Genomic DNA, 26591 nt, shown 5'->3' on the forward strand with positions numbered 1-26591 from the left:
CGCCGGCCCGCTCACGCGACATGATCGGACCCGACAGGCCACGACAGCAGGGAGACCTCCGTGCCTCATTCCATCGACGAAGCCTTCACGGCGCTTCCCCTACGGGCCCTCGCCGACGCCGCGCTCGCCCGCGCGCGGGCGCTGGGCGCCGAGCACGCGGACTTCCGGTTCGAGCGGGTGCGCAGCGCGTCCTGGCGGCTGCGGGACGCGCGGCCCGCCGGATCGTCGGACACCACCGACCTGGGGTACGCGGTGCGGGTCGTGCACGGTGGCACGTGGGGCTTCGCCTCCGGTGTGGACCTGACCATGGACGCCGCCGCCCGGGTCGCCTCGCAGGCGGTGGCCATGGCCAAGCTGTCCGCGCAGGTCATCAAGGCCGCCGGCGCGGACGAGAAGGTCGAGCTGGCCGACGAGCCGGTGCACGCCGACAAGACGTGGATCTCGTCGTACGAGACCGACCCGTTCTCGGTGCCGGACGAGGAGAAGTCCGCGCTGCTCGCCGAGTGGAGCGGCCGGCTGCTCGCCGCGCCGGGCGTCGACCACGTGGACGCCTCGCTGCTCACCGTGCACGAGAACAAGTTCTACGCGGACACCGCCGGCACGGTGACCACCCAGCAGCGGGTGCGGCTGCACCCGCAGCTGACGGCCGTCTCCGTCGACGCGTCGAGCGGCGAGTTCGACTCCATGCGCACCCTCGCGCCGCCGGCGGGGCGCGGCTGGGAGTACCTGACCGGGACCGGCTGGGACTGGGACGCCGAGCTGGAGCGCATCCCGGAGCTGCTCGCCGAGAAGATGCGCGCGCCGAGCGTGGAGCCGGGCTTGTACGACCTGGTGGTCGACCCGTCCAACCTGTGGCTGACCATCCACGAGTCCATCGGCCACGCCACCGAGCTGGACCGCGCCCTCGGCTACGAGGCCGCCTACGCCGGCACCTCCTTCGCCACCCTCGACCGGCTCGGCACGCTGCGGTACGGCTCGGAGCTGATGAACGTCACCGGCGACCGCACCGCCGAGCACGGCCTGGCGACCATCGGCTACGACGACGAGGGCGTCGCGGCGCAGTCCTGGGACCTGGTGAAGGACGGCACGCTGGTCGGCTACCAGCTGGACCGGCGGATCGCGCGGCTGACCGGGTTCGAGCGGTCCAACGGGTGCGCGTACGCCGACTCGCCCGCCCATGTGCCGGTGCAGCGCATGGCCAACGTCTCCTTGCGGCCCGATCCCGCCGGGCTGTCCACGGAGGATCTGATCGGCGGCGTCGACCGGGGCATCTACGTCGTCGGCGACCGGTCCTGGTCGATCGACATGCAGCGGTACAACTTCCAGTTCACCGGCCAGCGCTTCTTCCGGATCGAGAACGGGCGGCTCACCGGACAGCTGAAGGACGTCGCCTACCAGGCCACGACCACCGACTTCTGGGGTTCCATGGCCGCCGTTGGCGGTCCGCAGACCTATGTCCTCGGCGGCGCCTTCAACTGCGGCAAGGCCCAGCCGGGCCAGGTCGCCGCGGTGTCCCACGGATGCCCGTCGGCCCTCTTCAAGGGCGTCAACATCCTCAACACCACGCAGGAGGCCGGCCGATGAGCGCCCGTACCCGCAAGCCGCACGAGATCGTCGAGCAGGCGCTGGCGCTGTCCCGCGCCGACGGCTGCGTCGTCATCGCCGACGAGCACTCCACCGCCAACCTGCGCTGGGCGGGCAACGCGCTCACCACCAACGGCGTGACGCGCGGCCGTACCCTCACCGTGATCGCGACCGTGGACGGCGCGCGGGGCACCGCCTCCGGTGTCGTGTCCCGCTCCGCGGTCACCGACGGGGAGCTGGAGCCGCTGGTGCGGGCCGCCGAGGCCGCCGCGCGCGGCGCCGGGCCCGCGGAGGACGCGCAGCCGCTGGTCGGCGGTGTGCCGGAGTCCCCCGACTTCACGGACGCGCCCGCCGAGACCTCCTCCGCGGTCTTCGCCGACTTCGCGCCGGCGCTCGGCGAGGCGTTCGCCCGCGCGCGTGCGGGAGGCCGGGAACTGTACGGTTTCGCCAATCACGAGCTGGTGTCGACGTACCTGGGGACCTCCACCGGGCTGCGGCTGCGGCACGACCAGCCCACCGGCACGCTGGAGCTGAACGCCAAGTCCCCGGACCGCTCCCGTTCGGCGTGGGCCGGCCGGTCCACCCGGGACTTCAAGGACGTCGACCCGGGCGCGCTCGACGCGGAGCTGGCCGTACGGCTCGGCTGGGCCGAGCGGCGCGTGGAACTGCCGGCGGGCCGGTACGAGACGCTGCTGCCGCCGACCGCGGTCGCGGACCTGCTGATCTACCAGCTGTGGTCGACCTCGGGGCGGGACGCGGCCGAGGGGCGGACGGTGTTCTCCAAGCCGGGCGGCGGCACCCGGCTCGGCGAGAAGCTCTCCGCGCTGCCGCTGACCCTGCGCAGCGACCCGGACGAGCCGGGGCTCCAGTGCCCGCCCTTCGTGATCGCCCACTCCTCCGGCGGCGACGAGTCGGTGTTCGACAACGGGCTGCCCGCGCCGGCGGCCGAGTGGATCGGGCAGGGCACGCTGAAGCACCTGACGACGACCCGGCACAGCGCGGCCCTGACCGGACTCCCGGTCGCTCCCGCGCCCGGCAACCTGATCCTGGACGGCGGGGGCGACCGCTCCCTGGAGGAGATGGTCGCGGACACCGCGCGCGGGCTGCTGCTGACCTGCCTGTGGTACATCCGCGAGGTCGACCCGGCGACCCTGCTGCTGACCGGCCTCACCCGGGACGGCGTCTACCTGGTGGAGAACGGCGAGGTGACCGGGCAGGTGAACAACTTCCGGTTCAACGAGTCGCCGGTGGACCTGCTGGGCCGGGCCACCGAGGCGGGGCGGACGGAGCAGACGCTGCCGCGCGAGTGGAGCGACTGGTTCACCCGGGCCGCGATGCCCGCGCTGCGCGTCCCCGATTTCAACATGAGCTCTGTCAGCCAGGGCGTATAACCTCGTAGGCGTTCGTGGTCGGGTGTCACCCGGCTGCCCGAAGATCATCAAGGAGACACGAGAACCGTGACGGACATCGTCGACGAGCTGAAGTGGCGGGGGCTCATCGCCCTCTCCACGGACGAGGACGCACTGCGCAAGGCGTTCGCGGACGGCCCCGTCACGTTCTATTGCGGCTTCGACCCGACCGCGCCCAGCCTGCACCTGGGCAACCTGGTGCAGATCCTGACGATGCGCCGCATCCAGGAGGCGGGCAACCGTCCGCTGGCGCTGGTCGGCGGTGCCACCGGCCTCATCGGCGACCCGAAGCCCACGGCCGAGCGCACGCTGAACGCGCCGGAGGTCGTGGCCGGCTGGGTGGAGCGGCTGCGCGCCCAGATCGAGCCGCTGCTGCACTTCGACGGGCCGAACGCCGCGGTGATGGTCAACAACCTGGACTGGACCCAGGGCCTGTCGGCCATCGAGTTCCTGCGGGACATCGGCAAGCACTTCCGGGTCAACAAGATGATCGCCAAGGAGGCCGTCTCCCGGCGGCTCAACTCCGACGCGGGCATCAGCTACACCGAGTTCAGCTACCAGATCCTCCAGGGCATGGACTTCCTGGAGCTGTACCGGCGGTACGGCTGTACCCTGCAGACCGGCGGCAGCGACCAGTGGGGCAACCTCACGTCGGGCACGGACCTGATCCACCGGGCCGAGCCGGAGGCCGTGGTGCACGCGCTGGGCACCCCGCTGATCACCAAGGCGGACGGCACCAAGTTCGGCAAGACCGAGTCCGGCACGGTGTGGCTCGACCCCGAGATGACCACGCCGTACGCGTTCTACCAGTTCTGGGTCAACGCCGACGACCGGGACGTCTCCAAGTTCCTGCGCATCTTCAGCTTCCGGTCCCGGGAGGAGATCGAGGAGCTGGAGCGGCTGACCGAGGAGCGTCCGCAGGCCCGGGCGGCGCAGCGGGCGCTGGCCGAGGAGCTGACGACGCTGGTGCACGGCGCCGGCCAGACGGCCGCGGTGATCGCCGCGTCCCGCGCCCTGTTCGGGCAGGGCGAGCTGGCGGAGCTGGACGAGCGGACCCTGGCGGCGGCGCTGTCCGAGGTGCCGCACATCCGGGTCGCCGAGCCGGCGCCGGTGGTGGACCTGTTCGCCGAGGTCGGCCTGGTCGCCAGCAAGTCCGCGGCCCGGCGGACGGTGAAGGAGGGCGGGGCCTACGTGAACAACGTGAAGGTCACCGCGGAGGACGCCGTCCCCGGCATCGAGGAGCTGCTGCACGGGCGGTGGCTGGTGCTGCGGCGGGGGAAGAAGAACCTGGCCGCCGTGGAGATCGTTCCCGCGTGACGCCGTAGGGGCGTGAGGGGCGTGGGCGGTGCGCCGGCCGCGGTGGTCCGTGGCCGCGCGCCGCTCCCGCGCCCCTGCGCAGCGCCCGGGCGTCAGGCCCGCTGGTGCCTGCGCTTGCCCAGCGTCGCCATGTAGAGGGCGTCCACGGCCGCGACGATGATGATCGCCGCCACGAGCTGGAAGATGTGCCGGCTCCAGTCGATGCCCCGGGTCTCCGCCACGCCGACCGCGCGGGCGACCGCGTTGCCCACGATGGCGCCGAGGATGCCGCAGATGGTGGTCAGCCAGAGAGGACTGTGCTGCTTTCCCGGGATGACCGCCTTGGCGATGAGGCCCAGCACGAATCCCACGATGATCGCCCACAACCAGCCCATGGCTGCCTCCTTGTACGGCTCGACGTGAGCATTACGGCCAGTGTGGTTCGGCCCGCCGTACGGCGCATGTCGGCTTACCCCATACGCGGCGGGGCCGGACGCGTCCTCGCAGGTTGCGGGCGACCCGGTCTCGTGGGCGGCGCGGGGGCGGCGTACCGTGGGAGGTGTCCCGGGCCGGTTCCCCGCCGGACGCGGACGAGGGTGCGGGCCGGGGAGAGTCCTGCGGGCGGATGGTGACAGGTGATGCGGAAACAGCACGGCGGTGCCCAGGTGTTCCGGATCACCGGTGCCCGGACCGGGCTCGCCGAGGACGTCCGGGGCCGGCAGCGCCGGTATGTGATCTCGATGTCGGTGCGTACGGTGGCGGTGATCCTCGCGGCCTCGCTGTGGAACGTGGAGCGCTACGTCGCCGTCGTCGCCCTGGTGCTCGGCGCGGCGCTCCCCTATATCGCCGTGGTGATCGCGAACGCGGGCCGCGAACGGCCGCCGTCGCTCCCGTCGACGTTCGTCGCCGCGCCGCCGCGTCCGATGATCGCGCCACGGCCGGAACGGGACGAACAGGCCGAGTCGGCACGGGGTTCCGTGCCCGGCGACGGGCCGGCGGACCAGGCGGCCGGAGTGCCCGGTGAGCACCCCGGACCGGTCTGAGCACGGCGGACGCGGCGCGGGAGGAACGGGCCCGCGCGAGGCTCAAGAAATGCTCAGATCAATCCTGCAGTTCCAGTGCCGGGCGGCGGGGTACCCGTGACATACTGCGTAAGCGCTCCGCATCCCCCGTCGGAGCGATGGACCGACGCCGGGCAGCTCCCCCCGTGGCTGCCCGGCGTCGCCATGTCCGGCCCCTTATCCGAGACGAACCCGAGACGAAACCGTGAGTGACGAGACCCCGATCTGCTCGGCCAAGGGCTGCCGTGCCGCCGCCGCATGGGTGCTGGCGTGGAACAACCCGACGATCCACCCGCCGGAGCGGCGCAAGACCTGGCTGGCCTGCGCGGAGCACCGCGAGCATCTGTCGCAGTTCCTCGGCGTCCGGGGGTTCTTGAAGGACGTGGTGCGCTTCGAGGAGTGGCGGGCGGCCGAAGCGGCGGAGCCGGGACGGCGCGAGCCCTAGGGTCCCTCTGCCGCTGTGCGGCAGCCGGGAACGGCCGGGCGCTAGCCTCCGATCGCCGACATGGGCCGGTCCGGCTGGACGAACGACGGGTCGTCCAGGCCCGCGCCCGCCTTCTTGCCCCACATCGCCAGCTTCCACAGCCGGGCGATCTCCTCGTCCGGGGCGCCCGAGCGCAGGGCGGCGCGCAGGTCGGTCTCCTCGGTGGCGAACAGACAGGTCCGTATCTGGCCGTCGGCGGTGAGGCGGGTGCGGTCGCAGGCCGCGCAGAACGGCCGGGTCACCGAGGCGATCACACCGACGCGGTGCGGGCCGCCGTCCACCAGCCAGCGTTCGGCGGGTGCGGAGCCGCGCTCGCCGGCGTCCTCGGGGGCGAGGTCGAAGCGGGTGCGCAGGGAGGCGAGGATGTCCCCGGCGGTGACCATGCCCTCGCGCTTCCAGCCGTGCTGGGCGTCCAGGGGCATCTGCTCGATGAACCGCAGTTCGTAGTCGTTCGCCACCGCCCAGGCGAGCAGGTCCGGGGCCTCGTCGGCGTTCAGCCCCGGCATCAGGACCGCGTTGACCTTGACCGGGGTGAGACCGGCCGCGCGGGCGGCTTCGAGGCCCGCCAGGACGTCCCGGTGGCGGTCACGGCGGGTGAGGGTCTTGAAGACGTCCGGGCGCAGGGTGTCCAGGGAGACGTTGACCCGGTCCAGGCCCGCCGCCTTCAGGGCGGCCGCGGTACGGCCCAGGCCGATGCCGTTGGTGGTCAGGGACATCTGGGGGCGCGGGTCGAGGGCCGCGACGCGCTCGACGATGCCGACGAGGCCCGGGCGCAGCAGCGGCTCACCGCCGGTGAAGCGGACCTCCTCGATGCCGAGCGTGCGGACCGCGATACCGATGAGGCGGACGATCTCGTCGTCCGTGAGCAGGTCGGGTTTGGCGAGCCACTGCAAGCCCTCCTCGGGCATGCAGTAGGTGCAGCGCAGATTGCACCGGTCGGTCAGCGAGACCCTCAGGTCAGTGGCGACTCGGCCGTAGGTGTCGATGAGCACGTGGGGCCCCTCCCTCTCCCGGTCACTCATTCTCGTCCGGCGTGCGTCCTCCGTCACCTGTGAGCCTACGTGACCCCGCCGACACAGACGGCGGCCCCGATCCCACGAGGTACGGCACGACCGCGTCGTAGGACCGTACAGTCCCCGCCCGACGCGGTCGCCGGCCGGACGTCTCAGTGGGCTCCGGTGCCGGTCAGGGACCGCACCTCCAGTTCCGCGTACTTGCCGTGGTCCGGGACCTCCTTGGACAGCAGGGTGCCCACGACGCCGAGCAGGAATCCGATCGGGATGGAGACGATGCCGGGGTTCTCCAGCGGGAACCAGTCGAAGTCGGCGCCGGGGAACATCGAGGTCTCCTTGCCGGAGACCACCGGGGAGAACAGCACCAGGCCGACCGCGCTGACCAGGCCGCCGTAGATCGACCACAGGGCGCCCGCGGTGGTGAACCGCTTCCAGAACAGGCTGTAGAGGATGGTCGGCAGGTTGGCGGAGGCGGCGACCGCGAAGGCGAGGGCGACCAGGCCGGCCACGTTCAGCTCGCGGGCCAGGGCGCCGAGGACGATCGAGACCGCGCCGATGCCGACGGTCGCCCAGCGGGCGGCGCGCAGCTCCTGTTTCTCGGTGGCCCGGCCCCTCTTGATGACGTTCGCGTAGATGTCGTGCGCGAACGAGGAGGACGAGGCCAGGGTCAGGCCGGCGACGACCGCGAGGATGGTGGCGAAGGCGACCGCGGAGATGGTGGCGAGCAGGACGGCTCCCCAGGTGGAGTCGGTGCCGCCGAGGTGGAGCGCGAGGAGGGGGGCCGCCGTGTTGCCCGCCTTGTTGGAGGTGGTGATCTCCTCCGGTGTGATCAGCGCGGCGGCGCCGAAGCCGAGGGCGAGGGTCATCAAGTAGAAGGTGCCGATGAGGCCGATGGCCCAGATGACGGACTTGCGGGCGGCCTTGGCGGTGGGCACGGTGTAGAAGCGGATCAGGATGTGCGGCAGGCCGGCGGTGCCGAGGACCAGGGCGATGCCGAGCGAGAGGAAGTCCAGCTTGGTCGTGCCGGTGGCGCCGTACTTCAGGCCGGGCTCCAGGAACGCGCCGCCCTTGCCGCTGTTGTCGGCGGCCTTGCCGAGCAGGCCGGAGACGTCGAAGTCGAACTTCAGCAGCACCAGGAAGGTCAGCAGCAGGGCGCCGGCCATCAGCAGGACCGCCTTGACCATCTGCACCCACGTGGTGCCCTTCATGCCGCCGATGGTGACGTACACGATCATCAGTACGCCGACCAGGGCGACGATGCCGATCTTGCCGCCGTCGCTGGTGATGCCGAGGAGCAAGGAGACGAGGACGCCGGCGCCCGCCATCTGGGCCAGCAGGTAGAAGATGGACACGACGATCGTGGAGGTGCCGGCGGCGGTGCGCACGGGGCGCTGGCGCATCCGGTAGGCCAGCACGTCGCCCATGGTGTAGCGGCCGGAGTTGCGCAGCGGTTCGGCGACCAGCAGGAGGGCGACGAGCCAGGCGACCAGGAAGCCGATGGAGTACAGGAAGCCGTCGTAGCCGAAGAGGGCGATGGCGCCGGCGATGCCCAGGAAGGACGCGGCCGACATGTAGTCCCCGGAGACGGCGAGACCGTTCTGGAAGCCGGTGAACTGCCGTCCGCCGGCGTAGAAGTCGGCGGCGTCCTTGGTCTGCCGGCCCGCCCAGACGGTGATGACGAGGGTCGCGGCGACGAACACCGCGAACAGGGTGATGATCAGTGTGCGGTGTTCGCTCGCCTCGCCGGCCGCGAGCAGGGTGTGCGGTACGGGGCTCATGCGCCGTCCTCCATCCGGGACTTGATGGCCGCGGCCTTGGGGTCCAGCTTGGCGGCGGCGTGCCGCGCGTACCACCAGGCGATGAGGAACGTGGTGAGGAACTGGGCGAGGCCCAGGACCAGGGCGACGTTGACGTTGCCGGCCACCTTGGTGCCCATGAAGCCGCCCGCGTAGTTGGACAGCAGGACGTACAGCAGGTACCAGGCGGCGAAGGCGATCGTCAGCGGGAAGGCGAAGGAGCGGTGCGCGCGGCGCAGTTCACCGAACTCCGCGCTGTGCTGCACCTCGGTGAACTCCTCGGTGGAGGGAAGGTGGGCTCGGGGTTTCGCGGGCGGCGGTGTCTCGGTTGCCACGGAGTCTCCTCGTGTCACGGACGTGCGCTTGCTGTCCTCACAGGAACGGGATCACATTACAGGGAGTCATCGACCGGCTCCTCGGCGTGATTCCCGGGGTGCGCACCCCTCGTGCGCCCCCTCACGGTCACGGCGCCCCGCGCGGGGTGGTTCAAGCCGGCGGGACTCTTTCGGAGATCAGCTCCGGGAGATAGCTTCGCCCTGCACCACCCGTCATGTACCTGCCCGAGCCACCCACCCCGCTCGGGCGGCCCCGTATCCGGATGATGTGGAGATCCCATGGCTCATCTGCGCTCCAGCCGCCGGCTCGCGCTCGCCGTGCCGGCCGTGCTGTCGCTGACCGCCACGCTCGGCTTCCTGCCGTCGGCGGCCTCCGCGGCGGCCCCGGCCGGCCCGGCGGTCCCGGCGGCACGGGCGGCGGACGGCCCCACCCTGTCGTACGTGGTCAACACCCGGAAGGACCATCGCACGATCGAGTCGGTGCGGCGGGCGATCATCCGCGCCGGCGGCACCGTCGTGACGAGCTACGACGCGATCGGCGTGATCGTCGCGCACTCCGCCGACCCCGGCTTCGCCCAGGCGCTCCGCGCCGTGCCCGGGGTCGACTCGGCGGGTGCCACGCGCACCGCGCCGCTGCCCACCGAGTCCACCACCGACCAGGGCACGCCGAAGGCGCTGACGGCCGGGGAGATCTCCGCGGTGCGGGCCGCCGACGGCCAGGACCCGCTGGAGCCGCTCCAGTGGGACCTGCCGGCCATCAAGGCGGACCGGGCGCACGAGAAGACGCTGGGCAGCCCGGACGTCACGGTCGCCGTCATCGACACGGGCGTCGACGACACCCACCCGGACATCGCGCCCAACTTCGACCGCGCGGCGTCCGTCAACTGCGTGTCGGGCAAGCCGGACACGACGGACGGCGCCTGGCGGCCGAGCGCGTCGGAGAGCCCGCACGGCACCCACGTGGCGGGCGAGATAGCGGCGGCCAGGAACGGCGTGGGCGTCACGGGCGTGGCGCCGGGCGTGAAGGTGGCCGGCATCAAGGTGGGCACGCCGGGCGGCTTCTTCTACACCGAGGCCGTGGTCTGCGGTTTCGTCTGGGCGGCCGAGCACCACGTCGACGTGACCAACAACAGCTATTACACCGACCCGTGGTACTTCAACTGCTCCACCGACCCCGACCAGAAGGCGCTCGTGACGGCCGTCCGGCGGGCCTCGGGCTACGCGGAGCGGAAGGGCGCGGTCAACGTCGCGGCGGCCGGCAACGAGCGGTACGACCTGGCGTCCGACGCGATCACCGACCCGGTCTCGCCGAACGACGGCACCCCGTCGAGCCGGGTGATCGACCCGCACGAGTGCTACGACATCCCGACCCAGCTGCCGGGTGTGGTGACGGTCTCGGCGACCGGCGCCAAGGGGCTGAAGTCGTCCTTCTCCAACTACGGCCTCGGTGTGGTCGACGTGGCCGCGCCGGGCGGCGACAACACGGCCTACCAGACCCCGGCGCCCCCGGCGACCAGCGGCCAGATCCTGGGCCCGCTGCCGGGCGGCAAGTGGGGGTACATGTCCGGGACCTCCATGGCGACCCCGCATGTCGCCGCCGTCGCCGCATTGATCAAGTCAACCCACCCGCACGCGCCCGCGGCCGCCGTGAAGGCACTGCTGTACGCGGAGGCCACCGCCACGCCGTGCACGGACCCGTACGACATCAACGGTGACGGCAAGGTGGACGCCGTCTGCGAGGGATCGCGGAACCGCAACGGCTTCTACGGCTGGGGCCTGGTGGACGCACTGGCCGCAGTGACCAGGTAGACGGCTGTACCGGGAGCCAGCGCGGTCGCTCCATATATTGATTGAGTCGATCATGCATAGTGCAGTCATGACTCCAATCATGTACGCGTGGTCCGCGCTGGGCGGTACTCCCGCCCGGCTCCCCCGGCTCACCGCCGTGTCGCGGGAGGGCGTGCTCGCCGCGCGCCTTCCCGTGCGGGAGCTGGCCCGGGCGTGCGCCGGCGTCTGCGGGCTGGCCGCCGCGGAGCTGGCGGCCCGCAGGACCGGGTCCGGGGCGGCGCCGGAGGTCCGGGTCGACGACGGCGCGGTCGCGGCGGCCTTCCACAGCGAGCGGCTGCTGCGCGTCGACGGCCGGCCCCCGGTCGCCTTCGCGCCCCTGTCCCGGTTCTGGCGGACGGCCGACGGCTGGGTACGCACCCACGCCAACTACCCGCATCACCGGGCCCGGCTGCTCGGCGCGCTGGGACTGCCGCAGGACGCCCCGGTGGAGCGGGCCGCCGCCGGGCTCGCCGGGCGCCGCGCGCTGGAGGTGGAGGAGACGGTCACCGCCGCCGGCGGCCTCGCCGTGGCCCTGCGCACGCCCGCGCAGTGGCGGGCGCACCCGCAGGCCGCCGCGGTGGCCGCGCGTCCATTGGTGGAGCGCGAACGGCTGGACGCGGCACCCGCGCGCGTGTTCCCGCCGCTCGCTCCGGACGCCACCGCCCTGTTGCCCGCCGCCGGGCTGCGCGTCCTGGACCTGACCCGGGTGCTGGCGGGCCCGGTCGCCACCCGCACCCTCGCCCTGCTCGGCGCGGACGTCCTGCGCTTGGACGCGCCGTGGCTGCCGGAACTGCCGGACAGCCACGCCGACACGGGCTTCGGCAAACGGTCCGCCGTCCTCGGCCTGGACACCGGCCGGGATGTCTTCGAGGAACTGGTGCGCACGGCCGACGTGGTGGTGACCGGCTACCGGCCGGGCGCCCTGGACCGGTTCGGGCTCTCCCCGCGGGCGCTGGCCGGGCGGCGGCCCGGCCTGGTCGTGGCGCAGGTGTCGGCGTGGGGCGCGTACGGGCCGTGGGGCGGGCGGCGGGGCTTCGACAGCCTGGTGCAGGCCGCCACCGGTATCGCGGTGACCGAGGGCGCGGCCGGGGAGCCCGGCGCGCTGCCGGCGCAGGCCCTGGACCACGGCACCGGCTATCTGCTGGCGGCGGCCGTGCTGCGGGCGCTGACCGAGCAGTCGTACGACGGCGGGAGCCGGCTGGTCCGGCTGGCGCTGGCCCGCACCGCGCACTGGCTGACGACCGGCATCGGGCCGGGTTCGGCCGAGGAGCCGCCGAACCCGGGCCAGGCCGAGGAACCGCCGTATTCAGGTTCGGCCGAGGAGCCGCCGTGCCCGGGTTCAGCCGGGGAGCCGTCGCGTCCGGGTCCGGTCCGAGAGGCGCCGTACCCGGGTCCGGACGCCTGGCTGGCCGAGACCGGCAGTGCCCTGGGCCGGCTGCGGCACGCCCGCCCGGCCGTGTCCTTCACGGGCGGCCCCGCCGGCTGGGCCCGGCCGCCGGCCCCCTGGGGCACGGACCCGGCCCGCTGGTCCACCGCACCGGCCGGCACCGACGGCACGGGCTGAGGATCACGGCCGGCCGCGTGCGGACCGCGGGTCACCCGCCGTTGGTGACGAGCACCTTCAGGGCCGTGCGCTCGTCCATGGCCCGGTAACCGGCCGGTACGCCCTCGATGTCCACGGTCATGTCGAACACGGGCGAGGGGTCGATCGTGCCGTCGAGGACGTCGGGCAGGAGGTCGGGGATGTAGGCGCGGACCGGGGCGACACCGCCGCGCAGCGCGATGTTCCGGTCGAACATCACACCGAGGTCCAGACCGGTGCCGCTGCCGTGGGGCACGCCCACGAAGCCGATGGCGCCGCCCGGGCGCGTGATGTGCACGGCCGTCCGCATGGACTGCTCGGTGCCGACGGCCTCCACCACGCCGTGCGCGCCCTGACCGCGGGTCAGCTCGCGGACGGCCTCGACGGCCGCGTCGCCGCGCTCGGCGACGACGTCGGTGGCACCGAACCGGCGCGCGATACCGGTCCGCACCTCGTGCCGGCCCAGGGCGATGATCCGCTCGGCACCGAGCCGCCTGGCGGCCAGCACGGCGCACAGCCCGACCGCGCCGTCGCCGACGACCGCGACCGTCGCGCCGGGCCGGGCGCCCGCGCCGAGCGCGGCGTGGTGGCCGGTGCCGAGCACGTCGGACAGGGTCAGCAGGGCGGACAGCAGCCGCTCGTCCGAGGCCGCCTCCCGGGGCAGCCGCACCAGGGTGCCGTCGGCGAACGGCACCCGGACGGCCTCGCCCTGCCCGCCGTCGTAGCCGACGGTGCCCCAGAAGCCGCCATGCTCGCAGGAGGTGGTCAGGCCCTCGCGGCAGTAGGCGCAGACGCCGTCGGACCACATGAAGGGCGCGACCACCAGATCACCGCGCCGGACGCCGCTCACCTCGGAGCCGGTCTCCTCCACCACTCCCAGGAACTCGTGCCCGATGCGCTGGCCCGGCTGCCGGGCCGCCTCGCCCCGGTAGGCCCACAGGTCGCTGCCGCAGATGCAGGCCCGCAGCACCCGGACGACGGCGTCGGTGGGCAGTCGCACCACGGGCTCGGGCACGTCCTCCACACGCAGGTCGTACGGGGCGTGGATGGTGGTGGCGCGCATGACGGGGTCCTTCTCGTGGAGGTCGTGCCGGGTCGGATGCCCCGGGCGGTCCGGGCGACCTTCACGGTACGTCGCCCCGCCCGCGGACCGCGCGGCGAGGTGCCGTCCGCGCCACCGGACGGGCGCCGGTGCCGGCGGGTCCCGGCGAGGCGGTGACCACCCGCCGGAACCTCGCCGGCTGACGGCCGGGCCGCCGATGTGCACCCCGCACCCCGGACCGCGCGGACAACTGCCGTGCACCGGACCGGAGTTGTACGACACCGACCTGGAGGTGACGTCCGGCCGGCCGGTGCCCTCACACGCCCACCGCCCCCAGCAGGCTCCCCGCCGCATACGTCACACCCATCGCCAGCACCCCGCCCGCCAGGTTGCGCAGCACCGCCCGCTTCGGGTCGGCGGCGCCCAGCCGGGCGCTGCTCCAGCCGGTGAGGACCAGCGCGGCCAGGACGGAGACCACGGTGACGAGCAGCCGCAGGCCGGGCGGGGGCAGGACGATGGCCAGCAGGGGCAGCAGCGCGCCCACGGTGAAGGCGAGGAAGCTGGCCCAGGCGGCGTGCCAGGGGTTGGCCAGCCCGTCCGGGTCGATCCCCAGCTCCACGCGCGCGTGCGCCCGCAGCGCGTCCCGGGCGGTGAGCTGTTCGGCGGCCTCGCGGGCCACCTCGCCGGACAGGCCGCGCTGCACCAGCAGGTCGGTCAGTTCCCGCAGTTCGGCCTCCGGCTGCTCGCGCAGTTCCCGTCGCTCCACGGCCAGCGCGGCCATCTCGGAGTCGCGCTGGGTGGAGACCGAGACGTATTCGCCGGCCGCCATGGACATCGAGCCGGCCAGCAGCCCGGCCAGTCCGGCGGTGAGCAGGGCGGCGCGGCTCCCGGTCGCGCCGGCCACGCCGACGACCAGTCCGGCGGTGGAGACGATGCCGTCGTTCGCGCCCAGCACCGCCGCCCGCAGCCAGTTCAGCCGCGACCCGAGCGCGCCGCCATGGCTCTCGTCGTGCGTGGATTCCGTCACAGCAGGGAGGATCCCACCCGCGGTGCCACGACCGCCGCACCGACGCTCGCCCCGGCCCCCGCACCGCCCCGGGCCGGCCGCGGGCGGCACCCACCGAGGCCGGCCCTGCCGGGCCTCGACCGTGCGGCCGGCCGAAGTCGCCTGCCCCCGCGGCCCCTTGGCGGAGCGCGCAGGTGTGCGGTGGCCGAGCGGCCGGACGAGCCGGGGGCGCGGGCGGGGACCTGAGGGACCGGGCTGTCAGTCGTGGCCCGTATCCTCAGTGACCATGCTCGAAGACCGTGCGACCGCAGTGTCCTCCGCCACGCCGTGGCCGGCCGCGTATCCGAAGGGATACGCGGTTGTTGACGTGGAGACCACCGGCCTGGCCCGGGACGACCGCATCATCTCCGCGGCCGTGTACCGGCTGGACGCGTACGGCGAGGTCGAGGACCACTGGTACACGCTGGTCAACCCGGAGCGCGATCCGGGGCCCGTGTGGATACACGGCCTGACGAGCGAGCTGCTCGAGGGCGCGCCGCTGTTCGCGGACGTGGCCGAGGAGTTCGCGGCGCGGCTGGACGGCCGGGTGCTCGTCGCGCACAACGCCGTCTTCGACTGGCAGATGATCGCGCGGGAGTACGCGCGCGTGCGCGGCGCGGCGCCGGTGCGGCAGCGGCTGTGCACCATCGCGCTGTCGAAGGAGCTGGGGTTGCCGCTGCCCAACTTCAAGCTGGAGTCGCTGGCCGCGCACTTCGGGGTCGTCCAGCAGCGGGCGCACCACGCGCTGGACGACGCGCGCGTGCTGGCGGAGGCGTTCCGGCCCAGTCTGCGGGCCGCGGCGGCGGGCGGCGTACGGCTGCCGCTGCTGGAGTGCCGGCCGCTGACGGAGTGGTCGGACCGGCCGGTGCCCCGGCAGGCGTCGGCCGGCTACGGCGGTTACCGGGCGGGCGGTTGGCGCCCCTCCCGCAAAAGGCCCGCATGCCCCTATCCCAACCCGGGGCGCTACGAAGACGGCAAACGACTCAAACAGGGCATGCGGGTGGCGTTCTCCGGTGACACGTCGACCGAGCGGGAGCTGCTGGAGGACCGCGCCGCCGAGGCCGGACTGCACGTCGCCACCAGCATCTCGCGGCTGACCAGCCTGCTGGTGACCAACGACCCCGACTCGGGCACCTCCAAGACGGTCAAGGCCCGGCAGTTCGGCACGCCGATCGTGGACGAGGCCGCGTTCGGCCAGTTGCTCGGGGACGTCGAGCCCGCCGACGAGCAGACGCCCCGCTGAGAACCGCACAGCGCTGACGGGCTTCCACTGGCAGGCTTCCACTGGCGGCGCACGCCTCTGACGGCGCACGCCTCTGACGGACGGACGCGCGCCATCGACGGTTGGCCGCCACCGAGACAGGTGACCGCCACCGACGGGTGACCGCCACTGACGGGTGATCGTACGAACGGGTGATTTGCCGTCCGACTCACCCGGGTCCCGCTCGCCCCGGAATCGGCGACGGCTCACCCTGTGGCGCATGGCGACATGCGAAGTATGCGGCAACGACTACGGAATGACCTTCGAGGTGCACGCGCAGGGCGCGGTGCACGTCTTCGACTGCTTCTCCTGCGCGATCCACCGGATGGCCCCGATCTGCGAGCACTGCCGGGTGCAGATCATCGGCCAGGGTGTGGAGGCCGAGGGGCACTGGTACTGCGGCGCGCACTGCGCCCGCGCCGAGGGGAGGGCCGGGGTCGCCGACCGGGTATGACCCGGTACCCGCCTCCGGGCACCCCACGGCGCGGAGGTACCGTCGTGGGGTGCACCGCTACCGCTTCCTGTTGTCCCGCCAGTGGGTGATCCTCACCCTCGTCGCGATCGCGCTGATCCCGACGATGGTCAAGCTGGGTTTCTGGCAGCAGCACCGCTATGAGCAGCGCACCGCCCGCAACGACCTGGTCTCCGCCGCGCTGCACGCCAAGCCGGTCCCGGTGGAGCGGCTGACCGCGCCCGGGCACGCGGTGACCCGCACCGAGAAGTACCGCACGGTCACCGCGACCGGCGCCTTCGACACCGCGCAGCAGGTCGTGGTCCGCCGCCGCACCAACGCCGACGGCGAGGTCGGCTTCCACGTCCTCACCCCCTTCGTCCTCGACGACGGCAAGGTGCTCCTGGTCAACCGGGGCTGGGTCCCCGCGAACGGCGCGCAGACGGCCTTCCCCGAGGTCCCCGCGCCGCCGTCCGGCCGTACCACCGTCACCGGCCGGCTGATGGCCGACGAGACCACCGCCGCCAGCGGCATCAAGAACGTCACGGGCCTCCCCGACCGGCAGATCATGCTGATCGACAGCGCGCGGGAGGCCCGGCGGCTCGACGCGCGGGTGCTCGGCGGCTACATCCAGCAGACCGCGCCCGAACCCCCGGGCGGCTCCCCGGAGCAGATCTCCGACCCGGGCAGCGAGGACGCCCCGCTGAACTACGCCTACATGATCCAGTGGTGGCTGTTCGCGGCCGGCGTCCCGGTCGGCTGGTGGTTCCTGGTCCGGCGGGAGATCCGCGAGCAGGAGGAGGCCGCCGCGGCCGAGCGGCGCAGCGAGCCGAGCGAACCGGGTGAGCCGGCCACCGTCTGACCGCGTCACTCCCCCGGCGGCCCGCCTGGTTGGCCCCCGGGCCCGCCGGGAAACCGCACCTCGTGAACGCGCGCATCGACGACTACGCCCTCATCGGGGACGAGCAGACCGCGGCCCTGATCGGCAAGGACGGCTCGATCGACTGGCTGTGCCTGCCGCGCTTCGACTCCGGTGCCTGCTTCGCCCGGATGCTGGGCGACGAGGACCACGGCCACTGGCGGATCGCGCCCCGGGGAGCACAGGTGTGCACGCGCCGGTCCTACCGGAGCGACACGCTCGTCCTGGACACCGAGTGGGAGACCGCCGACGGCACGGTCCGGGTCACCGACCTGATGCCGCAGCGCGAGCGCGCCCCGGACGTCGTACGGATCGTGGAGGGCGTGCGCGGCCGGGTCACCGTCCGCAGCACGCTGCGCCTGCGTTTCGACTACGGCTCGATCACCCCGTGGATGCGCCGCTCGGACGGCCACCGGGTGGCGGTCGCCGGCCCGGACTCGGCCTGGCTGCGCACCGAGCCGGCCGTGCCCGCCTGGGGTGAGGACTTCGGCACCCACGCGGAGTTCACCGTCGGCGCGGGCGACCGGGTCGCGTTCGTGCTCACCTGGCATCCCTCGCACGAGAGGCGTCCGCCGCTGATCGACCCGTACGAGGCGCTGGCGAGCAGTGTCGCCGACTGGCGGCGCTGGGCCCGGCGGTGCCGCTACGACGGGCCGTACCGGGACGTGGTCGTCCGCTCCCTGATCACCCTCAAGGCCCTCACCTACGCCCCGACCGGCGGGATCGTCGCCGCCGCGACCACCTCGCTGCCGGAGAAGCCGGGCGGTGTGCGCAACTGGGACTACCGGTACTGCTGGCTGCGCGACTCCACCCTCACCCTCGGCACGCTTCTGGCCGCCGGTTACCTGGAGGAGGCCGAGGCATGGCGGGACTGGCTGCTGCGCGCGGTCGCCGGCGACCCGGCCGACCTGCAGATCATGTACGGCGTCGCGGGTGAGCGGCGGCTGCCGGAGACGGAACTGCCGTGGCTGCCCGGTTTCGCCGGCTCCTCGCCCGTCCGCATCGGCAACGGCGCCGTCGACCAGCTCCAGCTCGACGTGTACGGCGAGGTGATGGACTCGCTGTCGCTGGCCCGCGCCTCCGGGCTGTCCCCGAAGCCGCACATGTGGGCCCTGCAACGCTCTCTGATCACGTTCCTGGAGTCCGCGTGGCGCCAGCCGGACGAGGGGCTGTGGGAGGTGCGGGGCGGCCGGCGGCACTTCGTGCACTCCAAGGTGATGGTGTGGGTGGCCGTCGACCGGGCCGTGCGGACGCTGGAGGCGCACCCCGAGCTGAGCGGCGATCTGGCGGGCTGGCGCCGGTTCCGGGACGAGGTGCACCGGGAGGTGTGCGAGAAGGGCTACGACCCGGAGCGGAACACCTTCACCCAGTACTACGGCTCCCGGGAACTCGACGCCGCGCTGCTGCTGATCCCGCGCGCCGGATTCCTGCCGCCGGACGACCCGCGCGTGGTCGGCACGGTCGACGCGATCCGCGGCGACCTCGGGCACGGCGGCTTCCTGCGCCGCTACGACACCGAGGACTCGGAGATCGACGGGCTGCCGGGCGGCGAGGGTGCCTTTCTGGCCTGCTCCTTCTGGCTGGCCGACGCGCTGTACCTGACCGGCCGCGCGGAGGAGGCCCGCGAGCTGTTCGGCCGGCTGGTGGGGCTGTGCAACGACGTGGGGCTGCTGGCCGAGGAGTACGATCCGGCGGCCGGCTGCCAGTTGGGCAACTTCCCGCAGGCGTTCAGCCACGTCGGCCTGGTGAACACCGCCCTCACGCTGTTCGGCGGGGAGCGGGCAGTATAGGGGCCATGGATCTTGGACTGAAGGACCGGGTGTACGTCGTCACCGGAGCCACCCGGGGACTGGGCAACGCCGTCGCGCGGGAGCTCCTCGCCGACGGGGCGAAGGTGGTGATCACCGGCCGGGACGGGCAGCGGGTCGCCGACGCCGCCGCCGCGCTGGGCCCGGACGCGGTGGGCGTGGCCGTGGACAACGCCGATCCGCAGGCTCCCGAACGGCTGATCGCGGCTGCCCGGGAGCACTTCGGCGGCTTCCACGGCGTGCTGGTGAGCGTGGGCGGGCCGCCGCCCGGGTTCGTCGCCGACAACACCGACGAGCAGTGGCGCGAGGCGTTCGAGTCCGTCTTCCTCGGCGCGGTACGGATGGCCCGCGCGGCGGCGGCCGAGCTGACGGAGGGCGGGGTCGTCGGGTTCGTGCTGTCCGGGTCGGTGCACGAGCCGATCCCGGGACTGACCGTGTCCAACGGGCTGCGGCCGGGGCTGGCCGGGTTCGCCAAGTCGCTCGCCGACGAGCTGGGGCCGCGCGGCATCCGGGTGGTGGGCGTGCTGCCGGCCCGGATCGACACGGACCGCGTGCGCGAGCTGGACGGGCTGTCCGCCGACCCGCAGGCCACCCGCACCGCGAACGAGTCACGGATTCCGCTGCGCCGGTACGGGCGGCCGGAGGAGTTCGGCCGGGTCGCGGCGTTCCTGTTGTCCCCGGCCGCGTCGTATCTGACCGGGATCATGGTCCCGGTCGACGGCGGCATGCGCCACGGCTTCTGACCCCGGCCCGCCGGACAGACCGGCACCCGGCCCGCCTTGCCCGGCGAAAGGCCGCCGATAGACGGCGGACCGTAGCGGGCAGCCCCACCGGGCCCGTCGGCAAGCGGCGGCGGGCCGTAGGGGGCAGCCCTGCCGGGCCCGGGGGCAAGCGGTGGCGGACCGTAGGGGGCAGCCTGCCGGGCCGGTCGGCGGGTGGCGGGCCAGTAGGCGTCATCCCTGCCGGGCCGCCGGCGGGTGGCGGGACCTTAGGGGTCAGCCCCTCTGCGCCCGTGGGCGAGCGGCGGGCCCGTAGGTGTCACCCTTGCCGGTCAGGTCGGCAAGCGGCGGCCCTATAGGGGGCAGACCCGCCGGGCCGCCGGCGGGTGGCGGGTGGCGGGCGTCAGCCCCGCCGGGCCCGTCGGCAAGCGGTGGCGGGCCGTAGGGGGCAGACCCGCCGAGCCCGTCGGCGAGCGGCGGCGGGCCGTAGGGGGCAGCCCCGCCGGGCCGGTCGGCAAGCGGCGGGCCAGTAGGCGTCACTCCTGCCGGGCGGACCAGCAAGCGGCGGACCGCAGATGTCACTCCCGCCGGGCAGGCCGGCAAGCGCCGGACCCATAGGCGTCACTCCCCCCGGGCCCGTCGGCAAGCGGCGGCGGGCCGTAGGGGGCAGCCCCGCCGGGGCCGTCGGCGGGTGGCGGCCCCTTAGGCGTCACCCCTGCCGGGCCGTCTGCGGGTGGCGGGCCGTAGGGGCAGCTCTGTCGGGGTCGTCGGGTGGGGTCCTGGTGGGCCGGGGGTGTGGGGTGGGCGCGGGGTTCAGTCGCCGAGGCCGGCCAGGTCGCGCAAGCGTCGGGCCTGGGCGGCGCGCTCGGCGGCGCGCTGCTCGTCGTACGTACGGTCGACGGCGCCGCGCAGCAGCGCCTTGGTCTCGACGACCGCGTCCCGGGGCGCCGCCAGCAGGGCCGCCGCCAGGTCGCGTACGGCGCCGTCGAGTTCCCCGGCGGGCACCGCGAGGTTGGCCAGGCCGCTGGCCACCGCCTCCTCGGCCCCGACGAACCGCCCGGTCGCGCAGATCTCCAGCGCGCGGGCGTATCCCACCAGGCCGACCAGCGGGTGGGTACCGGTCAGGTCGGGGACGAGACCGAGGCTGGTCTCGCGCATGGCGAACTGGACGTCGTCGGCGACGACCCGCAGGTCACAGCCGAGCGCGAGCTGGAAACCGGCCCCGATGGCATGGCCCTGGACGGCGGCGATGGACACGATGTCGGTCCGCCGCCACCAGGTGAACGCCTCCTGGTATGCGGCGATGGTCGCGTCGAGCGCGGAGTCGTCACGGCGCGCGAGGTCGATGAAGGTCGGCTCGCCCTCGATGCCCTCCGGAGTGAACATCTGACGGTCCAGCCCGGCCGAGAAGGACACGCCCTCGCCGCGCAGCACGACGACCCGGACGGAGCCCGGCAGCAGCCGCCCGGCCTCCGCGAGCGCCCGCCACAGGGCGGGGCTCTGCGCATTGCGCCTGGCCGGGTTGGTCAGCGTCACCGTGGCGAGCGCGTCGTCGACGGTGAGCCGTACGCCGTCCTTGTCGAGTGCGGGAGCGAGGTCCTGCGCGGACGAAGCCATGGAGTGCCTCCGATGGGTGCGGTCAGCAGAGCTGAGCTAAGTGACTGCACAGTAACCACCCGGCCGGTCGGTCCGCCGACCGGGTAGCCACCATCGAAGCCGATGGGCCGCCCGTAGTCAGGACGAAGCGGCCTTCTTACCGCGGGTCGCCCCGCCACGCCCACGGAGCGTGACGCCCGACTCGCTGAGCATCCGGTGCACGAAGCCATACGAGCGGCCGGTCTCCTCGGCCAGCGCCCGGATGCTCGCACCGGAGTCGTACTTCTTCTTCAGGTCTGCCGCGAGCTTGTCGCGCGCGGCGCCGGTCACCCGGCTGCCCTTCTTCAGAGTCTCGGCCACCCGTGCCTCCTCATGGGAAGTGCGCTCTGGTCTCCTCATGATCACCCCTCCCGCGCCCGATGGCCACCCATTCGGCAAGGTCGGTGAGACATCGTTGTGACGACAGGAGCGGTTCCCCACAACCGGAAGGAGAGATTCCAGCGGTCGGCGGCCGGGGACCAGTGCGGGCGGATTCACGAAGTGCCAGGTCAGGAACGCGAAGCGGCCGACCCCCCGACTGCCGGGGGATCGGCCGGAAAATCCGTGTACGACACACCCCGATACGAGGAGATCTCACACAGATGATGGATCACGGATGGGCCGAATGATCCACCCGTAGTGGATCAGGCCCTACGCTCAGGCCAGGGCGACCAGGTCCGCGTAGCCGGAGCCCCACAGGTCCTCGACGCCGTCCGGGAGCAGGATGATCCGCTCGGGCTGGAGCGCCTCGACGGCGCCCTCGTCGTGGGTGACGAGGACGACCGCGCCCTTGTAGGTGCGCAGCGCGCCGAGGATCTCCTCGCGGCTGGCCGGGTCCAGGTTGTTCGTCGGCTCGTCCAGCAGCAGCACGTTCGCCGAGGACACCACGAGCGTTGCCAGGGCGAGCCGGGTCTTCTCGCCGCCGGACAGGACACCGGCCGGCTTGTCGACGTCGTCGCCGGAGAACAGGAACGAGCCCAGCACCTTGCGGACCTCGACCAGGTCCATGTCCGGGGCGGCCGAGCGCATGTTCTCCAGGACCGTGCGGCCGGGGTCCAGGGTCTCGTGCTCCTGCGCGTAGTAGCCCAGCTTGAGGCCGTGGCCCGGGACGACCTTTCCGGTGTCCGGCTGCTCCACTCCCCCGAGCAGGCGCAGCAGCGTGGTCTTGCCGGCGCCGTTGAGCCCGAGGATGACCACCCGGGAGCCCTTGTCGATGGCGAGGTCGACGTCGGTGAAGATCTCCAGCGAGCCGTACGACTTCGACAGGCCCTCGGCCATCAGCGGGGTCTTGCCGCAGGGCGCGGGCTCCGGGAAGCGCAGCTTGGCGACCTTGTCGGACATCCGGATGTCGTCGAGACCGGAGAGCAGCTTCTCGGCGCGGCGGGCCATGTTCTGCGCGGCGACCGTCTTGGTGGCCTTCGCGCGCATCTTGTCGGCCTGGGCGTTGAGCGCGGCGGCCTTCTTCTCGGCGTTGGCGCGTTCCCGCTTGCGGCGCTTCTCGTCGGCCTCGCGCTGCTGCTGGTAGAGCCGCCAGCCCATGTTGTAGATGTCGATCGCGGACCGGTTCGCGTCCAGGTAGAAGACCTTGTTGACCACGGTGTCCACGAGGTCGACGTCGTGGGAGATCACGATGAAGCCGCCGCGGTAGGACTTCAGGTAGTCCCGCAGCCAGGTGATCGAGTCCGCGTCGAGGTGGTTGGTGGGCTCGTCGAGCAGCAGCGTGTCGGCGTCCGAGAAAAGGATCCGGGCCAGCTCGATACGGCGGCGCTGACCGCCGGAGAGCGTGTGCAGCGGCTGGCCGAGCACCCGGTCGGGCAGGTTCAGCGCGGCGGCGATGGTGGCGGCCTCGGCCTCGGCGGCGTACCCGCCCTTGGTGAGGAACTCCGTCTCCTGGCGCTCGTACTGCCGCAGGGCCTTCTCGCGGGTGGAGCCCTTGCCGCTGGCGATCCGCTCCTCGTTCTCGCGCATCTTGCGCAGCAGTACGTCGAGGCCGCGCGCGGACAGGACGCGGTCGCGGGCGAGGACGTCCAGGTCGCCGGTGCGGGGGTCCTGCGGGAGGTAGCCGACCTCGCCGGAGCGGGTGATGGTGCCGGCGGCCGGGATGCCCTCGCCGGCCAGGCACTTGGTGAGGGTGGTCTTTCCTGCGCCGTTACGGCCGACGAGGCCGATGCGGTCGCCCTTGGCGACACGGAAGGTGGCGTTCTCGATGAGGACGCGCGCACCGGCGCGCAGCTCGATACCGGAGGCGGAGATCACGGACAGACTCCAGGGCGATGGTTACCCCTGCTCGAGCGGAGCCGAGCGCTCGGGGGAGGGTTGACGGGTGGGCGGCTGAGGGCGTTCCCGCCGTCTAATGCGCGAGGAGAATGGCCATGGGCCCAGTCTAACGGGGCCGGGCAAGCGGTTTTCCTGCGTGCGGGGGCGCCGGGGACGGGCCGGGCGGCTCGTTTCCCAGCGGGGTGCGGCCGGGCGCGATCCGGCCCAGGTCGTCCAGGGCCACGAGCTGGCCGGTCCAGGCGGTGTCCGCGCACGGCTGGGCGAGGAGCAGGGCGGCGCCCCGCCGCAGCGCGCTCTCGGGCCGGAACGCGCAGCCCGCGCGGGCGGGCAGCACCCAGCGCAGGTCGCCGTCGGCGGTGCGGTACGCGGTGACGCGGTGCGGGGTGACGACGGCGAGGATGCCGTGGCCGAGGGGGCGCAGGACGCCGGTGCCGCCGTGGGCCGGGAGCCATTCGGCCGCGTCGGGCAGGGCGCGGTGCCAGCGCACGGAGCGGCCGTCGGTGTCGGTGAGCAGCCCGTCGTCCCAGAGCGTGATCGCCTCCCCGCGCGCGGGCAGCACGGCCACCGGGCGGTGCCCGGCGCGCGCGTAGCTCCAGCGCAGCGCACCGGTGCGCGTGTCGTAGGCGGCCACGGCCGCTCCCCGCAGCCGGGGCACCCACGCGACGGCGTCCGGCTGCCGGTCGGCGCGCGCGGAGGGCAGGAGCCGGTCGCCGTAGGGCGCGGGCCGCAGCTGGTGCGCCGTGCCGAGCAGACAGATTCCGAGGAGCACCGCGACGGCCCGCCCGGAACACGGCAGCCCGCCCCGCGACGCAACGGCCCGGACCGCCGGCCCCGGCCACGAACGCGCACGGTCACCGGACGGCCCGGACGGCCCGGCGGTGGGCGCCGGGCGCGGGGCGGGGCTGGACGCCGGGCGCGGGGCGGGGCTGGACGCCGGGGGCAGGTCGGGAGCGGGCGCCGGGTACGGGGCGAGGGCAGGCGGCCTTTCCGGGGGCGCGGGCGCCCCGCCCAAGGCGTTCCCGGGCGCCCCGCCCAAGGCGTTCCCGGGCGCCCGGCCCAAGTCGGACACGGGCGGGGCGGCCCGAGACGGCCCGCCCGGGGCGGACGCGGGCAGCCTGCCCGGCGCGGACTGCCCACCCGGCGCGGGCGCGGATGGGCGGTCCACGGCGGACGCAGGCACGGGTGGGGGCAGCGCGCCCGGGGCGGACCCGGGCGGCTCACCCACACCGGTCGGCCCACCCGACGCGGGCGCGGGCGGGCCGACCGGTGTGGGCGGGGGTGCGGACGGGGCGGACGGGGCGGACGGGGCGGACGCGGGCGGGGCGGCCCGAGACGGCCCGCCCGGACCGGACCCGGACGGCCCGCCCGAGACGAACCCGGGCGGCTCACCCGACGCCGACTGCCCACCCGGCGCGGGCGCGGAGGGGCGGTCCAGCGCGGACGCGGGTGCGGGCGGCGCGCCCGGGGCGGACCCGGGTGGCCCGCCCGACACGGACTGCCCACCCGGCGCCGGTGCAGGCGGGCCACCCAGCGCGGGCGCGGACACGTGCGCGGGTGCGGATGAGCTGTCCAGCGCGGACGCGGGCGCGGGCGCGGGTGGCCTGCCCGAGGCGGACCCGCGCGACTCTCCCGACGCGCACTGCCCGCCCGACACGGACCCGGGCGAGACGGCCCGAGACGGCCCGCCCGGACCGGACCCGGACGGCGCGCCCGAGGCGAACCCGGGCGACTCACCCGACGCCGACTGCCCACCCGGCGCCGGTGCAGGCGGGCCGACCGGTGTGGGCGCGGGTGGGGGCAGCGCGCCCGGGGCGGACCCGCGCGACTCACCCGACGCGCACTGCCCACCCGGCGCCGGTGCGGGTGGGCCGTCCAGTGCGGGCGCGGACACGTGCGCGGGCGCGGGCGGGCCGACCGGCGCGGGTGTGGGCGGTGGGGAAGTTCGGTGGGGTGGTGCGGGCACCTCTCCCCCTTCGCTGTCCACGGGTACGGCTCAGCCGCAGCGTAACGACGCCCGGTGGCCGGGGCCCGGCGCCGGGTCCGGGTGGGCGGGGAAGTCCCTCGCCCGGGTGTTCGCCGGTGGCGGGGGTAACGGAACGGGGTAAGGATGTACCGGTTCCGGAGGGACCGCGGTCGGAAGGCGGTAGCGCGTGCAGTTCGACGACGACGCTGATCTGGACACCTCCGAGGTGCGGGATGTGCGCGGCAGCCGCATCCCCGGCGGCCGGGCGACCGTCGGAGGCGGTGTCGTCGGTCTGATCGCCCTGTTGCTGGGCCTCTTCTTCGGCATCGGGCCGGACCAGCTCGGCCTGTCCTCCGGCGGTGACCAGGCCGCGCCGAGCGCCTCCTCCCTCGACCAGGTGGAGCGGTCGTGCCGTACCGGCCGGGACGCGAACAGCAGGGACGACTGCCGGGCGGTCGCCGTGGTGAACAGCGTCCAGGACTACTGGGACCAGGAGCTGCGGCGGCGCGGCCGGACGTACGACACCGCGCCGACGGTGCTCTTCAGCCAGCGGATCGGCACCGCGTGCGGCACCGCGAGCTCGGCGGTCGGGCCGTTCTACTGTCCCGGCGACCGCAGGGTCTATCTGGACCTCGGCTTCTTCGAAGAACTGCGGACCCGGTTCGGCGCCACCGGCGGGCCCTTCGCGCAGGCGTACGTGATCGCGCACGAGTACGGGCACCACGTGCAGGACCTGCTGGGCGTGCTCGGCCGCTCCCAGGACGGGCTGACCGGCGAGAACAGCGGCTCGGTGCGCACGGAGCTGCAGGCGGACTGCTACGCCGGCGTGTGGGCGCGGCACGCCACGACCACGCCCGACGAGTCGACCGGGCGCCCGCTGATCACCAGCCTGTCGGCCGCCGACGTCGAGGACGGGCTGAACGCCGCCGCGGCCGTGGGCGACGACCGGATCCAGGAGCGGTTCCAGGGCCGGGTGACGCCGGAGACCTGGACGCACGGGTCGGCGCGGCAGCGCCAGGACTGGTTCCGGGAGGGCTACCGCACCGGCGACATGGCGCGGTGCGACACGTTCGGCTGAGGCGTC

Annotated in this window: 23 protein-coding genes; 13 read left to right on the top strand and 10 right to left on the bottom strand. The window is 73.9% G+C overall.

Annotated features, from left to right (window positions below; genetic code table 11):
- The first annotated feature begins 60 nt into the window (after nucleotides 1-60).
- The 3 genes from ACH4OA_RS29260 to tyrS all read left to right on the top strand — a co-directional run bounded on the left by ACH4OA_RS29260 (nucleotide 61) and on the right by tyrS (nucleotide 4310).
- Nucleotides 61-1584, top strand: coding sequence for a TldD/PmbA family protein (locus ACH4OA_RS29260; protein ID WP_397972120.1), 1524 nt, complete (start codon nucleotides 61-63; stop codon nucleotides 1582-1584).
- Complete coding sequence (locus ACH4OA_RS29265) at nucleotides 1581-2975, top strand: metallopeptidase TldD-related protein (RefSeq protein ID WP_397972123.1); 1395 nt, start codon at nucleotides 1581-1583, stop codon at nucleotides 2973-2975. Before ACH4OA_RS29260 ends, ACH4OA_RS29265 begins: the two co-directional genes overlap by 4 nt.
- A 66-nt stretch (nucleotides 2976-3041) precedes the next feature.
- Nucleotides 3042-4310, top strand: coding sequence for a tyrosine--tRNA ligase (gene tyrS, locus ACH4OA_RS29270; protein ID WP_397972126.1), 1269 nt, complete (start codon nucleotides 3042-3044; stop codon nucleotides 4308-4310).
- A 92-nt stretch (nucleotides 4311-4402) separates the two neighbouring features.
- Here tyrS and ACH4OA_RS29275 read toward each other — a convergent pair whose 3' ends face one another.
- The gene (locus ACH4OA_RS29275; RefSeq protein ID WP_397941854.1) at nucleotides 4403-4684 is read right to left on the bottom strand and encodes a GlsB/YeaQ/YmgE family stress response membrane protein; all 282 of its coding nucleotides are present in this window, start codon (nucleotides 4682-4684) and stop codon (nucleotides 4403-4405) included.
- Nucleotides 4685-4927: 243 nt separating this feature from the next.
- Here ACH4OA_RS29275 and ACH4OA_RS29280 point away from each other — a divergent pair, with 243 nt between their 5' ends.
- Together ACH4OA_RS29280 and ACH4OA_RS29285 are read left to right on the top strand one after the other, a co-directional pair.
- The gene (locus ACH4OA_RS29280) at nucleotides 4928-5332 is read left to right on the top strand and encodes a DUF3099 domain-containing protein (RefSeq protein WP_397941853.1); all 405 of its coding nucleotides are present in this window, start codon (nucleotides 4928-4930) and stop codon (nucleotides 5330-5332) included.
- Nucleotides 5333-5555: 223 nt separating this feature from the next.
- Entirely contained in the window at nucleotides 5556-5795 is a 240-nt protein-coding gene (locus ACH4OA_RS29285) for a hypothetical protein (RefSeq protein ID WP_365878287.1), read from the top strand.
- Nucleotides 5796-5836: 41 nt separating this feature from the next.
- Here ACH4OA_RS29285 and moaA read toward each other — a convergent pair whose 3' ends face one another.
- From moaA to ACH4OA_RS29300, 3 genes are all read right to left on the bottom strand, one after another.
- On the bottom strand, nucleotides 5837-6826 hold the full coding sequence (gene moaA, locus ACH4OA_RS29290) for a GTP 3',8-cyclase MoaA (protein WP_397941851.1): 990 nt from the start codon (nucleotides 6824-6826) through the stop codon (nucleotides 5837-5839).
- A gap of 173 nt (nucleotides 6827-6999) precedes the next feature.
- Nucleotides 7000-8625, bottom strand: coding sequence for a cation acetate symporter (locus ACH4OA_RS29295; RefSeq protein WP_397972128.1), 1626 nt, complete (start codon nucleotides 8623-8625; stop codon nucleotides 7000-7002).
- Entirely contained in the window at nucleotides 8622-8978 is a 357-nt protein-coding gene (locus tag ACH4OA_RS29300) for a DUF485 domain-containing protein (protein WP_365878292.1), read from the bottom strand. The genes ACH4OA_RS29295 and ACH4OA_RS29300 overlap by 4 nt, the downstream gene beginning before the upstream one ends.
- A 279-nt stretch (nucleotides 8979-9257) precedes the next feature.
- Here ACH4OA_RS29300 and ACH4OA_RS29305 point away from each other — a divergent pair, with 279 nt between their 5' ends.
- Both ACH4OA_RS29305 and ACH4OA_RS29310 read left to right on the top strand, forming a co-directional pair.
- Nucleotides 9258-10787 carry a S8 family peptidase gene (locus ACH4OA_RS29305; RefSeq protein ID WP_397941849.1) on the top strand — a complete coding sequence of 510 codons (1530 nt, stop codon included), beginning with the start codon at nucleotides 9258-9260 and terminating at the stop codon, nucleotides 10785-10787.
- A gap of 67 nt (nucleotides 10788-10854) precedes the next feature.
- Nucleotides 10855-12369, top strand: a complete 1515-nt coding sequence (locus ACH4OA_RS29310) for a CoA transferase (RefSeq protein WP_397972131.1) — start codon at nucleotides 10855-10857, stop codon at nucleotides 12367-12369.
- Between the two features lie 31 nt (nucleotides 12370-12400).
- On the opposite strand, the gene ACH4OA_RS29315 is transcribed toward ACH4OA_RS29310, so the two are convergent.
- Nucleotides 12401-13450, bottom strand: coding sequence for a zinc-dependent alcohol dehydrogenase family protein (locus ACH4OA_RS29315; RefSeq protein WP_397941846.1), 1050 nt, complete (start codon nucleotides 13448-13450; stop codon nucleotides 12401-12403).
- Nucleotides 13451-13745: 295 nt separating this feature from the next.
- The gene (locus ACH4OA_RS29320; RefSeq protein ID WP_365879977.1) at nucleotides 13746-14456 is read right to left on the bottom strand and encodes a VIT family protein; all 711 of its coding nucleotides are present in this window, start codon (nucleotides 14454-14456) and stop codon (nucleotides 13746-13748) included.
- A 265-nt stretch (nucleotides 14457-14721) separates the two neighbouring features.
- Here ACH4OA_RS29320 and ACH4OA_RS29325 point away from each other — a divergent pair, with 265 nt between their 5' ends.
- The 5 genes from ACH4OA_RS29325 to ACH4OA_RS29345 all read left to right on the top strand — a co-directional run bounded on the left by ACH4OA_RS29325 (nucleotide 14722) and on the right by ACH4OA_RS29345 (nucleotide 19656).
- A complete protein-coding gene (locus ACH4OA_RS29325) occupies nucleotides 14722-15717 on the top strand; it encodes a DEDDh family exonuclease (protein ID WP_397941844.1) in 996 nt (331 codons plus the stop codon).
- Between the two features lie 238 nt (nucleotides 15718-15955).
- Nucleotides 15956-16189, top strand: coding sequence for a hypothetical protein (locus tag ACH4OA_RS29330; RefSeq protein ID WP_397972134.1), 234 nt, complete (start codon nucleotides 15956-15958; stop codon nucleotides 16187-16189).
- A gap of 49 nt (nucleotides 16190-16238) precedes the next feature.
- Nucleotides 16239-17048, top strand: a complete 810-nt coding sequence (locus ACH4OA_RS29335) for an SURF1 family protein (protein WP_397972137.1) — start codon at nucleotides 16239-16241, stop codon at nucleotides 17046-17048.
- 62 nt (nucleotides 17049-17110) lie between these two features.
- On the top strand, nucleotides 17111-18895 hold the full coding sequence (locus ACH4OA_RS29340; protein ID WP_397972139.1) for a glycoside hydrolase family 15 protein: 1785 nt from the start codon (nucleotides 17111-17113) through the stop codon (nucleotides 18893-18895).
- 5 nt (nucleotides 18896-18900) lie between these two features.
- Nucleotides 18901-19656, top strand: coding sequence for an SDR family oxidoreductase (locus ACH4OA_RS29345; protein ID WP_397972141.1), 756 nt, complete (start codon nucleotides 18901-18903; stop codon nucleotides 19654-19656).
- Nucleotides 19657-20445: 789 nt separating this feature from the next.
- On the opposite strand, the gene ACH4OA_RS29350 is transcribed toward ACH4OA_RS29345, so the two are convergent.
- From ACH4OA_RS29350 to ACH4OA_RS29365, 4 genes are all read right to left on the bottom strand, one after another.
- Complete coding sequence (locus tag ACH4OA_RS29350; protein WP_397941838.1) at nucleotides 20446-21249, bottom strand: enoyl-CoA hydratase/isomerase family protein; 804 nt, start codon at nucleotides 21247-21249, stop codon at nucleotides 20446-20448.
- Nucleotides 21250-21366: 117 nt separating this feature from the next.
- Complete coding sequence (locus tag ACH4OA_RS29355) at nucleotides 21367-21588, bottom strand: helix-turn-helix domain-containing protein (RefSeq protein WP_004002281.1); 222 nt, start codon at nucleotides 21586-21588, stop codon at nucleotides 21367-21369.
- 336 nt (nucleotides 21589-21924) lie between these two features.
- Entirely contained in the window at nucleotides 21925-23523 is a 1599-nt protein-coding gene (locus ACH4OA_RS29360; protein WP_365879991.1) for an ABC-F family ATP-binding cassette domain-containing protein, read from the bottom strand.
- A 127-nt stretch (nucleotides 23524-23650) separates the two neighbouring features.
- Nucleotides 23651-24313 carry a hypothetical protein gene (locus ACH4OA_RS29365; RefSeq protein WP_397948201.1) on the bottom strand — a complete coding sequence of 221 codons (663 nt, stop codon included), beginning with the start codon at nucleotides 24311-24313 and terminating at the stop codon, nucleotides 23651-23653.
- A gap of 1381 nt (nucleotides 24314-25694) precedes the next feature.
- On the opposite strand from ACH4OA_RS29365, the gene ACH4OA_RS29370 reads away from it, so the two are divergent.
- Nucleotides 25695-26585 carry a neutral zinc metallopeptidase gene (locus ACH4OA_RS29370; RefSeq protein WP_397972143.1) on the top strand — a complete coding sequence of 297 codons (891 nt, stop codon included), beginning with the start codon at nucleotides 25695-25697 and terminating at the stop codon, nucleotides 26583-26585.
- Nucleotides 26586-26591: the final 6 nt, after the last annotated feature.

It is taken from the genome of Streptomyces sp. NPDC017095 (genome assembly GCF_044332325.1).
Lineage (GTDB): Bacteria > Actinomycetota > Actinomycetes > Streptomycetales > Streptomycetaceae > Streptomyces.

Coding starts and splice junctions, on each gene's coding strand:
- ACH4OA_RS29265 (WP_397972123.1), top strand. CDS start 1,581: ATGAGCGCCCGTACCCGCAAGCCGCACGAGATCGTCGAGCAGGCGCTG.
- ACH4OA_RS29275 (WP_397941854.1), bottom strand. CDS start 4,684: ATGGGCTGGTTGTGGGCGATCATCGTGGGATTCGTGCTGGGCCTCATC.
- ACH4OA_RS29280 (WP_397941853.1), top strand. CDS start 4,928: ATGCGGAAACAGCACGGCGGTGCCCAGGTGTTCCGGATCACCGGTGCC.
- ACH4OA_RS29295 (WP_397972128.1), bottom strand. CDS start 8,625: ATGAGCCCCGTACCGCACACCCTGCTCGCGGCCGGCGAGGCGAGCGAA.
- ACH4OA_RS29305 (WP_397941849.1), top strand. CDS start 9,258: ATGGCTCATCTGCGCTCCAGCCGCCGGCTCGCGCTCGCCGTGCCGGCC.
- ACH4OA_RS29310 (WP_397972131.1), top strand. CDS start 10,855: ATGACTCCAATCATGTACGCGTGGTCCGCGCTGGGCGGTACTCCCGCC.
- ACH4OA_RS29315 (WP_397941846.1), bottom strand. CDS start 13,450: ATGCGCGCCACCACCATCCACGCCCCGTACGACCTGCGTGTGGAGGAC.
- ACH4OA_RS29325 (WP_397941844.1), top strand. CDS start 14,722: ATGCTCGAAGACCGTGCGACCGCAGTGTCCTCCGCCACGCCGTGGCCG.
- ACH4OA_RS29330 (WP_397972134.1), top strand. CDS start 15,956: ATGGCGACATGCGAAGTATGCGGCAACGACTACGGAATGACCTTCGAG.
- ACH4OA_RS29345 (WP_397972141.1), top strand. CDS start 18,901: ATGGATCTTGGACTGAAGGACCGGGTGTACGTCGTCACCGGAGCCACC.
- ACH4OA_RS29350 (WP_397941838.1), bottom strand. CDS start 21,249: ATGGCTTCGTCCGCGCAGGACCTCGCTCCCGCACTCGACAAGGACGGC.